This is a genomic window from Sphingobacterium arenae, assembly GCF_014692505.1.
In the GTDB taxonomy this organism is placed as follows: domain Bacteria; phylum Bacteroidota; class Bacteroidia; order Sphingobacteriales; family Sphingobacteriaceae; genus Sphingobacterium; species Sphingobacterium arenae.
Genome location: NZ_JACNYK010000002.1, coordinates 420,660 through 436,871, shown reverse-complemented (window position 1 = coordinate 436,871; position 16,212 = coordinate 420,660). Strand labels below are relative to the sequence as shown.

At 42.1% G+C, this 16,212-nt stretch carries 8 protein-coding genes; all 8 read left to right on the top strand.

Features of this window, described 5'->3' with window-relative positions:
- The first annotated feature begins 11 nt into the window (after positions 1-11).
- Positions 12-1,241 (top strand): DUF2264 domain-containing protein, encoded by a 1,230-nt coding sequence (locus H8B17_RS08135; RefSeq protein WP_190308700.1) that lies wholly within the window; start codon positions 12-14, stop codon positions 1,239-1,241.
- A 20-nt stretch (positions 1,242-1,261) separates the two neighbouring features.
- Complete coding sequence (locus tag H8B17_RS08130; RefSeq protein ID WP_190308699.1) at positions 1,262-2,800, top strand: alpha/beta hydrolase; 1,539 nt, start codon at positions 1,262-1,264, stop codon at positions 2,798-2,800.
- Positions 2,801-2,836: 36 nt separating this feature from the next.
- Positions 2,837-4,363: a hypothetical protein gene (locus H8B17_RS08125; protein ID WP_190308698.1), complete on the top strand. Its 1,527-nt coding sequence runs from the start codon at positions 2,837-2,839 to the stop codon at positions 4,361-4,363.
- 35 nt (positions 4,364-4,398) lie between these two features.
- Positions 4,399-5,727, top strand: coding sequence for a BNR-4 repeat-containing protein (locus H8B17_RS08120; RefSeq protein WP_190308697.1), 1,329 nt, complete (start codon positions 4,399-4,401; stop codon positions 5,725-5,727).
- 8 nt (positions 5,728-5,735) lie between these two features.
- Positions 5,736-8,681: a glycoside hydrolase family 2 TIM barrel-domain containing protein gene (locus H8B17_RS08115; RefSeq protein ID WP_190308696.1), complete on the top strand. Its 2,946-nt coding sequence runs from the start codon at positions 5,736-5,738 to the stop codon at positions 8,679-8,681.
- Between the two features lie 3 nt (positions 8,682-8,684).
- On the top strand, positions 8,685-10,637 hold the full coding sequence (locus tag H8B17_RS08110; protein ID WP_190308695.1) for a sialate O-acetylesterase: 1,953 nt from the start codon (positions 8,685-8,687) through the stop codon (positions 10,635-10,637).
- Positions 10,638-11,070: 433 nt separating this feature from the next.
- Positions 11,071-14,301 (top strand): SusC/RagA family TonB-linked outer membrane protein, encoded by a 3,231-nt coding sequence (locus tag H8B17_RS08105; RefSeq protein ID WP_190308694.1) that lies wholly within the window; start codon positions 11,071-11,073, stop codon positions 14,299-14,301.
- 3 nt (positions 14,302-14,304) lie between these two features.
- On the top strand, positions 14,305-16,203 hold the full coding sequence (locus H8B17_RS08100; RefSeq protein ID WP_190308693.1) for a RagB/SusD family nutrient uptake outer membrane protein: 1,899 nt from the start codon (positions 14,305-14,307) through the stop codon (positions 16,201-16,203).
- The last annotated feature ends 9 nt before the right edge of the window (positions 16,204-16,212 follow it).

The following is a 16,212-nucleotide window of genomic DNA, read 5'->3' as shown; positions in this document are numbered from 1 at the left end:
AAAAAAAAGTTATGATGAAGAGCGTCTTGTGGATAGTTATTTTTTGTTTTCTTTTGGGTCCCTGCCATTCGTATGGGCAGGATGATATGCCAGATGGTAAAGCGCAGCGAGATTATTATGTGCAAACTTTGGTGCATATCGCAGATCCCGTATTGGATGCATTGAGCAAGAATGAATTAAAAAAAAGGATGCCTCTGGAAGCTAAATATCCAGATACGCGTCGAGATTTCATGCATTTGGAAGCTTTTGGTCGGCTACTGGCTGGGATGGCACCTTGGCTGGAGTTAGGTCCTGACGATACAGAAGAGGGCAAGCTACGCAAAAAGTACATAGATCTTTCCTTGAGAGGAATTCATAATGCAACCGATCCAAAATCTCGTGATTTTATGAACTTTACCGAAGGAAAACAACCTTTGGTAGATGCGGCTTTTTTGGCCCAGGCGCTGTTACGGGCTCCTCATCAATTATGGGACAATTTGACGGAGGGTACGAAAGAGAATGTTTTAAATGCTTTGCGTTCAACGAGGGGAATCACACCGGGATACAATAACTGGATATTGTTCAGTGGTATTATTGAAGCTGCATTACAACAATTTGACCGTTCGGGGGATCTGATGAGAATAGATTATGGTGTTAGGCAAATGTTGGCTTGGTATAAGGGGGACGGTATCTATGGGGACGGTCCGGAATTTCACTGGGATTATTATAATAGTTTCGTTATTCAACCGATGCTGTTAGAGATTCTGCAGGTGCTGAAAGACAACGATCTTGATCCAGAAAATAATTATGATCTCGTATTAAAGCGAGCGAGCAGGTATGCGGCAGTACAAGAAAGGTTGATATCCCCCGAAGGCACCTATCCCTTGCTAGGCCGTTCGATACCTTATCGCTTTGGGGCCTTTCAGCTGTTGTCTAAAGCTGCACATTTACAGTTTCTTCCTGCGAACGTTACACCCCAGCAAGTGAGGTATGCGCTTTACACAGTTATCAAAAAACAAATAGAGGCTCCTGGTACATTTGACAAAGACGGCTGGTTACAGATCGGGTTTTACGGACATCAACCGGAATTGGCTGAAAATTATATCTGTACGGGTAGTTTATATTTATGTTCGCAAGCTTTTCTCGTTTTGGGACTTCCTTCTTCAGATATTTTTTGGACGGGTGAAAATGTAGACTGGACCTCAAAGTCGGTTTACAAAGGGAAATATGCACCAATAGACAAAGCATTGCGAAATAAATAATGGAAGATAAATTTAGGAAGATGAGACGATATTATATAGACAAAAAAAGAGCTGGTAGAAAGAGACATCTCGTTGCATTTTTGAGTTTGGCAATTTTATGCTACTTCTCCGTAGCGACGACCGCTGCCTGGCAGACCCAAACTACTGGCGAGGGTATTCAGGTTCATAGGAATCTACGATACGGGGAGAAACCAAAGGGAATTGGACAGGATACGACTTCTGACAGGACGTTAGACCTCTATTTGCCGGAAGAAAGAGAGGGTAAATTACCCGTTTTCATGTTTGTGCACGGTGGTGGTTTTGCTGGTGGCGATAAGGGCAATGCGGGTACACAGGCTTTTTGTACAAAGCTTGCTAAGCATGGATTTGCAGTGATTTCTATCAATTATTACCTCACGCTAAAGCACGAGAAAACTGCTGGAGTCAGTTGTACCGCCAATATGTCCAAGGGACTGCCGACAAAAGGCTTTCATCCAAAATTGCAAGAAGCGGTTAAAAATGCTTCCAGCGATGCGCAATTGGCACTTCAGTGGATAAAAGACAATACGGACACCTATAGACTTGACCTATCTTCGGTTGTTATATCGGGAGGATCTGCCGGTGCAATGACCGCCTTGTACACTGCTTATGCCTCGGACCAGACAATACTGCCCATCCAAGCGGTAGTCAATTTATGGGGAGGTTTGGAGAATTCAAACCATATCAAAAGTGGGGCACCAGCATTACTTACTTACCACGGTGATCAAGATAAACTGATCCATGTAGACTATGCCTATGATTTGGAGAAGAAAATGAAAGAAACAGGAAACAGCATGTCTGAAACCCATGTTTTTGCGGGGAAAGGGCATGCGATTTACAATTATATAACGGCGAAAAAAACGGACGAGATTGTGAAGTTTCTAAGAAAAGTCCTGGTTTCGGATGGTTCTTCTGTATCGAAGGATAATCAGAAGAAAGCCCAAACGATTGGTACCATCGCGGGAATCGAAATAACGAAAGAGGAACTGCAGCGTGAGATGCGGAAATACCGTGCCGAGGTATATCGGTCGGTAAACCGGGAGAGGAAAGGAGCGAATGCTGTTGACCTCCTTCGGGAAAGAGCGCTTACGTCCTTGAAGATCCTTAAAGTGCAGGAAAAGATGTTGATGGAGCGAGATATCTGGCCTTACAAAAATTATCAAGAATTTTTGACAGATATGGAGCAAAATAATCATAAACGGGAGCATATGGTCGCCGATAATCAAGTGATATATGGACCGGTTACATTTAATGAACAAACCTTTTTTGATTACCGATTCCATAACGCCCTTATCCAATTGAAATATAAACTCCTGAATGATAGTATCATTACGGTTACGCAGCAAGATATGGAAAACAAATTTGAAAAGATGCAACAAACCGTTTATCAGGAGGAGAAGTACAAACTCAAAGATTTTACATGTCAAGTAAAAGAAGCCTATGTAGAAGACGCTTATGCAAACTTGGTTAGCCAAGAAGCAAGCCATGCAGAGGTGGCTATCGACCGGACGCAGTTGAACCAGATCACCTTAAACAATTAACGTCAGATGCTCATACACCATTTTCGATTTTTAATTTTGAGATTTCTTTTGCTAAGCCTATTGTGTATAGGCTATGAAAGGGTTTCGGCAAATATTATTACCACAACCGTATATGTCGATTCCGAAACAGGAAACGACAATCATGATGGCTTTTCTGAAAAAGAAGCCTGGCAGTCGCTAAAGAAAGTCAATAGTGTCTCCTTTGGCCCCGGCGCAAAGATTTTGCTGAAAGCCGGAAGTATGTGGTTCGGCCATCTACATCCCAGGGGTTCGGGTACGGCACAACAACCCGTTGTAATTGATCAATATGGTACGGGAAGTAAACCCCTTATTGATGGAGATGGAATGACCGGAAAAGGTGTTGTATACCTCTATAATCAGTCCTATTGGGAGATCAACAACCTCGAAATCACCAACGATTCAGATAAACCTGGGGATCGCAGAGGGGTAGAGATCAGTGCTGAAAACCACGGACTAATCCATCACGTCTATTTGAGGAATCTGCATATCCATCATATAAAAGGAATAATTGGAAACGGGCATCCCGAAAAGCGAACAGCGGGGATCTACATTACCACCGTAGCAGATGATATAAAACCGACACGCTACAACGATATTTTAATAGAGAACTGTCATATCCATCATATTCAAAACCAAGGTATTGCGACGAGTCACGAAAAAGGAGTGTTTGATTATCCCGAGGGAGAAAAGTGGGAAAATAGAAAAATGACAAATCTGATCGTCCGAAATAATGTCATTCATCATATTTCCAAGAATGCGATGATTATCCGGATGACAGAGGGCGGTTTGGTGGAGCGTAATCTGTGTTATGAAACGGCAACGGATATCACCGGAAATACCATTTTTTCCAGAACGGTTCGCGGCACCGTATTCCAATATAATGAAGGCTTTCTCAATCGTTCTCCCGATGCAGACGGGAGTCTGTACGACCCCGACATCAATAGTCCCGGAACCATTTGGCAGTACAGCTATAGCCATGACAATGCGCACGGACTGGTGTGGTTTTGCACACATAAGAGAGATGATGACATTATCGTTCGGTATAACCTGAGTCAGAATGACAAGGGAGCGTTAGTTTATTTTAACTATGCTTTTTCGGGAGCGTCCGTTTATAACAATGTGTTTTTTATCGGCGAACATGTGTCACCAGTCATCATCCGTGAACGATCAAATACGGATCACACCTATAGTTTCCACAATAACATTATCTACAACAGGAGTGAGGGGGCTACGTACCGGTTTGCGCTTCTAGGTTACAAAGGTGTTCAAAACAGAACGTTTGGTAATAATGTTTTTTACGGAAATCATCCTAAAGGAGAACCAGACGATCCGGCTAAAATCACGGAAGATCCATTATTCGTATCTCCAGGACTAGGAAGTATTGGCTTGAATACATTGGACGGCTATAAGGTTAGAAAAGGATCACCGGCACTGCGCTCTGGTAGCGTAATACCTAACAACGGTGGTATAGATTTTTATGGCAACAAAGTAGACAGTCAAAAGATACCTAATAGGGGACTATATGAAGGACCGGGACTTTAGGAAATGCAAGAACGTAACAAATAATCTGTAACACGATGATGAAGCAAAACAACGAATTTAAGAGATATATTATCCTTTTTATGATAGGGTTGTTCAGTGGTATAAACACATATTCCCAGATAAATGTACCCACTACCTCGACGTATCATGTTGCGGCTGAAGATGGTGCATGGTGTTGGTTTGCCGATCCAAGGGCGGTCTATCATAAAGGTAAATACGAAAAAGTTTATTACGGATACATCAACAGCCAAGGAGATGTGGTCATTGGTTCGCGAGACATGAAAACAAAAGTAGTTAAAAGCCACATTCTGCACAAAAAGCTACAGATCGATGATCATAATGTGCCCTCTATTTTGTTTTTACCAGACGGGAAACTACTGGTGTTTTATACCGAGCACAATGGGAAATTCTTTATGCGTAAGAGCAAAAATATGGAAGATATAAGTGCATGGGAAGAAGAGGTAACGCTTTCGTTTGGGTTGGACGATGAGTTTATTACGTATTCTCACCCTGTTATGCTGTCGGATGAAAATAATCGTATTTATATGTTTTTCCGAAGTAGAAACAGGAGAACAGGAACAACGCAGGATGTAAACTGGAAACAAAATTATACGTATAGTGATGATCTGGGGAAAACATGGTCAATTGCCAAAGCATACCTTACCAGTAAAGGAAGCCATAACAAGATACCTTACTTAAAGATCGTTTCTGATCATAAATCAAAAATTCATTTTCTATTTACAGACGGGCACCCGAAAGTTAGCTTGTCATCCGTATATCACGTATATTATGAGAAAGATAAATTTTATCAAACCAATGGAAATGAACTTCAAGGAATACACGAAATTCCACTGGACATAACCAAAATCGACAAGGTGTATGATTATGATAAAGTAAAAGTCAAATCTTGGATATGGGACATTGCGTTAGACAAAAAAGGACGTCCGGTCATAGCCTATGCACGCTTCCCGTCGATATATGATCATATCTATTACTACGCTTATTGGGATGGCAAAAAATGGCAGGATTATGAATTAATAAATGCTGGAAAATACATGACGGAACCTGAGAAAAATGGGAAAGTATTGGAAGAACATTACTCAGGAGGGTTGGTACTCGATCATCACAATCCTAAAAATGTATTTATGTCCCGGCAGGTAAATGGTGTATTTGAGATCGAACACTGGCAACGGAAGGGGGAAAAATGGAAAAGCACCGCGTTAACCCATAATTCTTCTGCCAAAAACATACGACCTTATGTGGTCGACCGGCACATGGGCAAACCGATCGTCATGTGGATGCATGGTGTGTACGACCATTTTATCCGGTATAATACATCAATATTGATCAACGAGAAAAAATAGAGAGTTTCATGAGTGAATATAACTGGAGACAACGAGCTGGCTTACTTTTCGCGTTTCTAATTGTTGCTTTTCAAGCCGGAGCAATGCAAGATCAAATTAAATTGACACCTTTTACAGGCGTTGATTTTGTACGTTTGGTGGTAGACGAAACCTTCCGGCAGGCCCCAGAAAATACCTTCAACGTAAAAATCCGTTCCTTGGATGACAACAGTACCCTATGGCAAGGAGATGTGGATTTCGTGCTTATCGAGGACAAGGGTAAGCCTACGCTTTCTTGTACAATAAGCGATCTTGCACCACAATTATGGAGCCCTACAAACCCTTATTTGTATGAAGTGGTGTTGGAACAATACCAGCAGCGGAAATTAGTCAGTAGTCTGACCGAAAGAACTGGTTTCAGAAGTTTTGAATCAAGGAATGGGAATTTGTTTTTGAATGGGGACCCGATATTTCTTCGGGGCTTTGCCATAAATCCACCAAATAGAGGAATTCCGTCCCACGTGGAGCGAAGTCGAGCATTTGCTATGCAATACGTACGTTTTATGAAGAGTTTGAATGTGAATATTATACGCATTCCAGACGACGAAACATGGTATGATGTATGTGATGAATTGGGGATGATGGTGTTTGGTGGAAATTACAGCGGCACCGTTGCTAGAGGAGCAAAGGTCGAGAATTTCGAGAAAATTGGTGACGAGACGGATGGCGGTTTCCCACAAGATTATGATAGGGGGGTAGCTTGGTATAAGCACAACAAACTGGGGGCGATAGCACACCATCCGAGCTTGATAATCTATGCCATGACTAACGAAACACCTTTTGCCGGTAGACGAGCCGCCGAATGGGATAAGTTTCTATCCTATGCATACGACGAATTGAAGAAGTGGGATGAAACGCGTGTGTATATTGCCAACGCAGGATACGGCTATGGGAAGGTGGGAGATATTTGTGATCTACACCGTTACTGGGGTTGGTATTATTCCTCGCCTTTTACCTTTCTCCACACGCGAGATAATAATCAGATTGTTCCATTTCCGAAACGGGTGCAGCCAATAACTTTTACAGAGTGTATAGGTAACTATACCGGACCTGATGGACGGTATAACATGACGCCTAATCACAAAAACCCGGGATCTCAATTAGCCTGGACCGGACATGCGCATCAAGATCTACAAGCAAATCTGGCGGATGAGCATCAGATTTATACCATAAAGCAAGCCGTAGAAATTTTCAGACGGCTGAGAGTGATCAACCACGAGCTGAGTGGTATATTCCCGTTTACGATTTTATTTTACAACTGGGATACGGTAAATGAATTTGCGGATATGAATCCTAAACCTGCTGCGGAGCAGCTGAAAAGATCTTTTCAGCCTATTTTGTTGAGCTGGGAGTGCTGGACTCCGCAGGTCTATGCAGGCGCAACGGTAAAAGCTATAGCGCATGTGGTAAATGATGATGAAGAGAGACGTGATTTGAAAAACGCACGGATTGTCTATTCTCTTTCGGACAAAACGCATAAGAAACTATGGGTAGATAGTGTTGACATTGTCGACGTCCCTTATTATGGCACGTACCAACAGCCGATTGAGATGAAAATACCCGATAATCTTGCTACAGGAGAGTATGAGCTTACCGGTAAAATTATCGCTGGAAACCGCGAAGTCAGTAAGAACTCGTATAAGCTTTTTATAGCAAACCAGACATTTGTCCAATCGGCATCTACGCCAACATCCGATGTACTATTGTATGATCCAATTGGAACGACAGCCGAGTCACTCCAACGCTTGGGCGTCGACTACCAGTTATTGACGGATTTTAGGCGGATACCGCTAACGTCTTCTTTAGTTATCGGAGAAAATGCAGCAGACCATATCATCCTACGAAATAGCGCTGTCATTAAAGATTACATTACAAAAGGTGGACGGGTGTTGTTTCTTCGTCAGGATTCTCTTCATATGCCCCATGTGAATGCCATCGTTGAAAAGCCATTTAAAAGTACACTTCCTGATATAGATAATCCGGCTTACCCGGCACCTATCCGACCTTCACGTAACGGATACTATGTGAATGCTGAACGTCCGGATCATCCGGTGATGGCTGGAATAGAACGGCGTAACCTACGGGTATGGTCTGATTACACGAACTGGGACGAAACGAAAAATAACCTACCGGCGATATATCCGGTGACAGACGGCTTTACACCCGTTGATAAGTCTGCGCTGGAGAAGATTGCTGTTTTGGGTAATTATGGTGCCGGACTGGAAGGCGTGGCATTAGCGGAACAGTTTAATGGCGATGGAAGTGTTTTGTTGAGTGGATTCGATTTAGCGCGTCGTACCGGATTAGATCCTATTGCAGACCGACTTTTACGTAATTTAATTGCCTATAATGGAACGAACGAGGGGCATGAACGACATCCGTTGATTAGGAGTACCATCGTCTGGGGTGATTATGAAACAGAAAACGGCGTATTGACTGGAGTGAATAGTGGTTTGATGGTGAACGCTACACCGCGTATTCCTGAATTGAATAAGAATAAGACGATTACGATCACGGATAAAGGGGATCAATTTGCTCCCGGTTTGAGAGTCGCATTTGCGTCACGTCCGGGTCTGCAGTATGTAGCTAATGGTCGCCGTCCATTTGGACCATATTTTTTACGAGGTTTTGCAGCCATGCCTGAGATACAGGACAAAAAGTCAACGGAGGGGGAGGGAAGGTTTTGGTGCAGCGTTCTGCCTGGCGTCAATGCTGCTGTTAGTAAGGTTTGGAACCCCGATGATATACCCTTGACAGTTCAGGTATGGATCAACGGTGAAGCAGTATCAAAAGAAATTGCACCTCATAGTACCGAAGAGGTGAGTTGTCCCGTCAATTCTACAGCGGTAGAGATGGGTTTTAAAGGAGATAGGAGATTAGTTATTTTGGAAACAACATTTATTAATCAAAGATAACAAATGAAAAGAACGCTATTGCTTGTGTTGAGCATATTATATACATCTATCATCTATGCTAAAGTGAAACTTCCGGCATTGATCGATGATGGTATGATTCTGCAGCGAGACCAATCTGTGAAAATATGGGGTTGGGCGGATGTGGATGAGAAAATTACCGTGAAATTCAACAAACAGCAATATCAGGTAACTACGGCAGTAGATGGTACATGGTCGTTAACCTTACCTAAGCTAGATGCCGGAGGGCCATATGTTATGACGATAGAAGGCGAAAACGAAATAACGATCCGGGACATCCTCGTAGGTGATGTGTGGTTATGTTCCGGGCAATCGAATATGGCCTTTAAGATGGATAGAGTAAAAGAAAGGTATACGAAAGAAATAGCCGCTTCCGCCAACAACTTTATCCGTCAGTTTTTAGTAAAGCCGTCGTGGAATTTTTTATTGCAAAACGATGTTCAATCGGAAGGGTGGAAATCGGCAAATCCACAAAATGTATTGGATTTTAGCGCGGTGGCCTATTTTTTTGCGAAAGCGGTGTATGACGATACACGGGTTCCGATAGGGATTATAAACGCCAGTTATTCTGCGACAGTAGCCGAAGCGTGGATGAGTGAGGAAGGGTTGAAGCATTTTCCCGACTTTGTTGCTGAAGCTAATAAATTTAAGGATCCAAATGTTGTGAAGCAGACACAAGAAGCCGATGATGCGTTGAAGTCGAATTGGTATAAGCTGTCGCGCGAAGAAGATATTGGTTATTCCGACAATGTGACCAATTGGGCAAATCCCGTGCTGGATATTTCGGATTGGGGTGTCACGGATGTGCCCGGATACTGGGACAAAACCGGGATCAAAAATATGCCTGGTGTGGTATGGATGGTGAAGGAAATTGATGTTCCTGCTCATCTAGCCGGTAGGGATGCGACGTTGTTTTTTGGCGCTATAGATGATCGCGATAGCACTTACTTCAACGGTGTTAAAGTCGGACACTCCTCTATGCGTGGCCGAGAGCGAAACTATAACGTGCCGGGTAAGTTGGTCAAAGCAGGGAAAAATCGTATTGTCGTACGAATCCTTAATCCGGATGGACCGGGAGGTTTTTACCCAGACAAGGAATGTATTTTTATTTCGGCAAATGAAAGGATTGACTTGGCAGGAAAATGGAAGTACAAAGTCGGTGCTAAACTGTCGGCCTTACGCTCCAATATGACGACCAAGTTTAATATAAAGCCTACAGCGATATACAATAGTATGATCTATCCTCTTACGAATTATACAATCAAAGGAGTAGCCTGGTACCAAGGAGAGGGCAATGCCGGAAGAGCATATCAATATCGCCAGTTATTTGCGTATCTGATTGTTGATTGGCGAAGCAAATGGGAACAAGGGGATTTCCCATTTCTATACGTACAATTAGCGAATTATGGGAAGGAAGAAGATCAACCGGTTGAATCTTCATGGGCAGAGTTGCGTGAAGCGCAGTCGATGGCACTTGCCTTACCGCATACGGGTATGGCCGTGATACACGATGTAGGAGAAACGAATGACATTCATCCGCAGGATAAGAAAACAGTGGGGAATCGCTTAGCCCTAGCAGCGATGAAGGTTTCGTATGGACAACAAGTTATTAGCAACGGCCCGGTATACGATACGTATCATGTGGAAGGCGATCGGATCATCATCGACTTTAAAAATATAGACTCAAGACCCGTGGCGAAAGGGGAAGCACTAAAATATTTTACGATAGCCGGGAAAAATAAAAAATTCGTATGGGCAAAAGCAAAAATCGAAAATAACAAAGTAATTGTCTGGGCAGACGGCATTGCGAATCCTGTTGCAGTAAGATATGCTTGGGCGAATAATCCTTTGGGTGCAAATTTATATAACCACGAGGGGTTACCAGCCTCCTCGTTCCGTACCGATAATTGGAAAGGCCGAACTTTCAAACGCGAATGATGAGAGTCCTTCTAATGTTTAAAGTTTAATTTTCTATCAGATTATAGTCTTTTTTGATAAAATCATTCCGGTACCGTAATTATACTTACTATTTCTTATTTAGAAAAATTTTATAACGGCGTTGTCCTACCGATAACGCTGCAGATAAATAAAATCTAAAATAAATTGTGATAAAAGGAAATGTTTATTACCTTTGTTTTTAGCTAACGCGGTTTTATGTTTAATCCGGTAACGTAACCGTAAAGTTTGTGAGCCGAAGTATCAACAGTAGAGAGGAGCCGATTTATACATCGGAATAACAGAAGAGGAATTTCGTAGACGATTGATTTCATGTTTGTAGAAATGATATAAGTTACGAGATCCTTTAAAATATCTTGAAAACTAATTGCGGTAACGTAAACGAAATATAAATAACTAACATATCATACATATTATGAAAAATAAATTTTGTAGATTATTTCTGTTTTTCTCTGACCAGATACCAAAAAATCGATGTGTAGGTATACCGGTATCTTGTCTGTTTTTCTTATTATGGAATTGCGGCTTCTCACCTGTCTTATTAGCCAATGTCGCTACAACGATAAGTATTGATCAAAATGTGCAAGGAATAGTGAAGGACAAAGAGGGGAAGCCGTTAGAGGGGGCCACTGTGATTATAAAAGGGACATCTGTGGGGACGCAGACCGATCGGCACGGAGAGTTTAGGTTTCCGAACTTAGAAAAAGGTAGTGTGCTGGTGGTGACGTATACAGGTTATCTATCTCAAGAAATTACGTGGATGGATCAAACGAGGATTATTGTCGTATTAGAGGAGGATCCGGAGTCATTGGGCGAGGTTGTCGTTGTAGCATTTGGTACACAAAAAAAAACGGATATGGTTGGGGCAGTAACTACGGTTAAACCATCCGATTTAAGGGTACCCTCCAGTAATCTGACGACAGCATTAGCCGGACAGGCTGCAGGTATCATCGCTTATCAGCGAAGTGGCGAACCGGGCCAGGATAATGCAGACTTTTTTATACGTGGAGTTACGTCTTTTGGTACGGGAAAAGTCGACCCGTTGATTTTGATCGACGGTGTGGAGCTTAGTGTAACAGAGCTTGCCCGCTTGCGTCCCGATGATATTGAGAGTTTCTCTATTATGAAAGATGCGACCTCTACGGCGCTGTATGGGGCTAGAGGAGCCAACGGGGTGATTTTTGTCACCACGAAGCAGGGTAAAGAAGGAAAAGCTAAAATATCCTTTCGTAGCGAAAGTTCATATTCAGCGCCGACCACAGATGTGGAATTAGCAGATCCTATTACCTTTATGGAATTGTATAGTGATGCAGAGATATCGCGATCTCCTTTTGCGGAGCTAAGGTACAAACAGGAGAAAATTGATGCAACCCTTGAGGGACAGTTCCCTGTTTTATTTCCGGCAGTGGACTGGCGAAAGGAACTGTTTAAAGACTATACGTTGAATCACCGGCATAATATGAATGTAACTGGGGGAGGAAAGGTTGCGCGTTATTATGTTGCCGGCTCATATGCCCAGGATAACGGTGTGTTGCGGGTTGATCCGATTAACAATTTTAATAATAATATTGATCTAAAAAGTTATACACTACGTGCCAATGTCAACATTGATTTAGGTAAGTCTACTGAATTAATTGTTCGATTAAATGGCAACTTCGATGATTACAATGGTCCAATAGATGGGGGGACAGCACTTTATAATAAGGTAATCCGTACGAGCCCTGTTGATTTTCTTCCCTATTATCCTAAGGATGCAGATCACGAACACGTACAACATATTATGTTTGGACGTCCTGGTGAAGACGGTGCTACTTTTATAAATCCATACGCAGATATGGTTTCCGGATATAAAGATTATACGCGCTCGTTGATGATGGCACAAATGGAATTGAAGCAAAATCTTTCTTTCTTAATAGAAGGGTTACGATTTCGAACGATGTTTAATACCAACCGAATTTCTAGGTTTGATATGCTTCGTTCATACAATCCTTTCTATTATGGGATTCCTCCGACGGCGATGGATCGGCGTACCGGCGAATATTCCTTGAATTTGTTCAATGAAACCACGGGAACGGAATATTTAGGATTTGGCATCGATGGTGATCTAAGACAGCAAAGTTCTGTTTTCTATATGGAATCAGCAATGGATTACAACCGGTTATTTGGCGATAAGCACTCCTTAAGCGGATTGATGGTCCTTATCCTGAGATCGGGAATCAACGCAAATGCAAACAGTCTGCAATTGTCGCTACCATCACGAAATATGGGGCTTTCGGGTAGGGCGACCTACGCCTATGATAGCCGATATTATGCAGAGTTTAATTTTGGATATAACGGTTCGGAACGTTTTCACGAAGATTACCGCTTTGGGTTTTTTCCATCTTTCGGCATAGCTTGGAGTGTCTCTAATGAGAAATTTTGGGAACCGTTAAAGGACAAAATAAATAATTTGCGAATTAGAGGTACGTATGGACTAGTTGGAAATGACGCAATTGGTTCGGCTAGCGATCGTTTTTTTTACCTATCTAACGTCAACATGACCAGCTCTGCTCAGGGCTTTACTTTTGGCCGACAAAATAGACGTACATTAGCAGGAATTAATGTTTCTCGTTATGCCAACCCCAGTATAACGTGGGAAACTTCCTACAAAACAAACTTAGCTCTGGAGCTTGGTTTGTGGAACAAAGTAAATATACAAGCTGATTTCTTTTCCGAAACACGTAAAAATATCTTAATGCCTAGAGCGGATATTCCATCGACAATGGGACTTACTGCTGCTGTTCAGGCCAATGTGGGAGAGGCTTCGGGTAAAGGTATGGATATATCCGTTGACTACGCACATCATTTTTCTAATAGCATGTGGTTGCAGGCGCGCGGAAACTTTACCTACGCAACAAACGAATACAGGGTATATGAAGAACCGGAATACGAAAAAGAATGGTGGAAATCGCGAGTGGGTTACCCTTTGAATCAACCTCGTGGTTATATTGCCGAAAGGCTGTTTGTAGACGATGAAGAGGTGCATAATTCTCCGGCTCAAAACTTTGGGATAGTCAATATAGCTGGAGACATTAAATATAAAGATGTCAACGGAGATGGACAAATTACCGCCTTAGATCAGGTACCTATAGGATTTCCTACCATGCCGGAGATTATTTACGGTTTTGGCTTTTCCTTTGGATGGAAACAATTGGATATTTCCACTTTTCTTCAGGGATCTGCACATTCTTCTTTTTGGATGGGAGGAACGGTTAGCGGTACAACCGGACCGACAAATATTCAGCCTTTTGTGGGTGGAAAACAGATCCTGAAAGCATTTGCGGAGGACCATTTTTCTTTAGATAACCCCGATATCTATGCGCTTTGGCCAAGATTGAGTATAGAAAATCAGAATAACAATATGCAACATAGTACTTGGTGGTTGCGTAATGGCAATTTTTTGCGCGTAAAACAAATGGAGCTGGGATATTCCCTTCCGAATCATTTGGCAGACAGATTGCGTATGGAAACATTACGGCTATATTTAAGCGGCACCAACCTTTTTACTGTAAGTAATTTCAAATTGTGGGATGTGGAGATGGCAGGAAATGGACTAGGGTATCCAGTTCAACGTGTATTTAATTTAGGTATAAATGTAACCTTTTGAGTGATGAGATTGATCAAAATATTGATATTGACAATAGCCATAATGACCATAAGTGGTTGTAATAAGTACTTAGATGTAGTGCCGGATAATGTTGCTACATTAGAATATGCTTTTCGCATGCGTAGTACAGCGGAGCGATATTTAGCTACTTGCTATTCTTATTTACCGGAGCTAGGCGATAAATACCGACACCCCGCCTTGTATGGAGGAGACGAATTTTGGCTGTCATCGGATAAAACGACATGGGATAATTGGAATATTGCGCTAGGGCTTCAAAATACGAATAGTCCATTAATGGATTACTGGAATGGGGCGAACCGGGCGAATGACTTATGGGAAGGAATTAGCCAATGTAATATCTTTTTAGAAAACATTGACATCGTTCCAGATATGGATGGTTATGAAAAACGACAGTGGGCAGCAGAAGCAAAGTTTTTAAAGGCGTTTTATCATTTTTGGTTATTGAGGTGCTACGGGCCGGTACCTATTGCACGAGAAAATTTTCCGATTTCTGCATCGGGAGAGGAGGTTCGCGTATTTAGACGGCCAGTGGATGAAGTTATTGATTATATTATTGTCTTGATCGAAGAGGCCGAACAAGACCTGCCACTGGAGCTATTGGACGATAATCTCGATTATGGTCGATTGACTTTACCAATTGCTTTGGGATGGAAAGCCAAAATATTAACCTATGCAGCTAGCCCATTATTTAATGGTAACATCGATTACGCTAATTTTACAAATAAAGATGGTGAGTTGCTCTTCAATCAGGAATATATTGCGGATAAGTGGAAAAAAGCTGTGGACGCATTGGAAGAGGCTATTATTGCAGCGCACACGTTAGGCTACGCCTTATATGAATTTGAACCAACATCTCAAATCCGTGTGGTTAATGATAGTACTAAACAGAAATTGACAACACGTGGTATCGTAACCGATCAGTGGAATCAGGAAATCCTTTGGGCACATAGTAGTAGTACAACCAAGAGTTTACAAGAATGGATTGCTCCAAAAGCACTTGCGGCAAGCCAGACAGCACATTCTACTCCCAACGGAAGTACGGCGGTATCAATGAAAATGGTAGAAAAATTTTATTCTGATAATGGTGTTCCTATTGATGAGGATTTATCTTGGGATTATAATAATCGCTATACCTTAAGGGAAGCTACTGCGTCCGATCGCTATTATATTAAGGAAGGGCAATTAACTGCGGTAATAAACTTTGACCGGGAACCTCGTTTTTATGGTTCTTTGGGTTTTGATCGGGGAATATGGTTTGGTCAGGGAAACTATGATGAAGAAGATTCTTATTGGTTACAATTGAAGAGAGGGGAGTTCGGTGGAAAGACACAAGCGGGTTGGCATGCAGTTACGGGGTATTATGCTAAAAAGCTGGTGAATGTAACCAATAATAATACGACAAATTCATCGTATTCGGCAATTGAATATCCATGGCCACTATTACGGTTGGGCGATTTATACCTGCTATATGCAGAAGCATTAAATGAGCTGGATGGACCTTCCGACGAGGTGTATGAATATCTGGATAAGATAAGAGTTAGGGCTGGATTGGAAGGCGTCGTAGCTTCTTGGAAAAATCATTCTCGCTTACCCAATAAACCAACGACAAAAGAAGGTCTTCGAGAAATTATCCATCGTGAACGCACTATCGAAATGGCATTTGAAGGCGAGCGGTTTTGGGATTTAAGACGTTGGAAAACAGCTCCAAATGAATTGAATCAGTCTATAAGGGGATGGGACGTTGATCAGGAAATCACAGAGAATTTTTATCGTATCCGTGTTCTTTTTGAACAGACGTTTGGTTTGAGAGATTATTTTTGGCCATTGCGCGAACAAGATTTGATTGTTAATAAAAACTTGGTTCAAAACCCAGGTTGGTAAAGTTTAAAA

What these genes read in the sequence shown, in the direction of transcription:
- H8B17_RS08135 (WP_190308700.1), top strand. Translation starts at nt 12, where the DNA reads ATGATGAAGAGCGTCTTGTGGATAGTTATTTTTTGTTTTCTTTTGGGT.
- H8B17_RS08130 (WP_190308699.1), top strand. Translation starts at nt 1,262, where the DNA reads ATGAGACGATATTATATAGACAAAAAAAGAGCTGGTAGAAAGAGACAT.
- H8B17_RS08120 (WP_190308697.1), top strand. Translation starts at nt 4,399, where the DNA reads ATGATGAAGCAAAACAACGAATTTAAGAGATATATTATCCTTTTTATG.
- H8B17_RS08115 (WP_190308696.1), top strand. Translation starts at nt 5,736, where the DNA reads ATGAGTGAATATAACTGGAGACAACGAGCTGGCTTACTTTTCGCGTTT.
- H8B17_RS08110 (WP_190308695.1), top strand. Translation starts at nt 8,685, where the DNA reads ATGAAAAGAACGCTATTGCTTGTGTTGAGCATATTATATACATCTATC.
- H8B17_RS08105 (WP_190308694.1), top strand. Translation starts at nt 11,071, where the DNA reads ATGAAAAATAAATTTTGTAGATTATTTCTGTTTTTCTCTGACCAGATA.
- H8B17_RS08100 (WP_190308693.1), top strand. Translation starts at nt 14,305, where the DNA reads ATGAGATTGATCAAAATATTGATATTGACAATAGCCATAATGACCATA.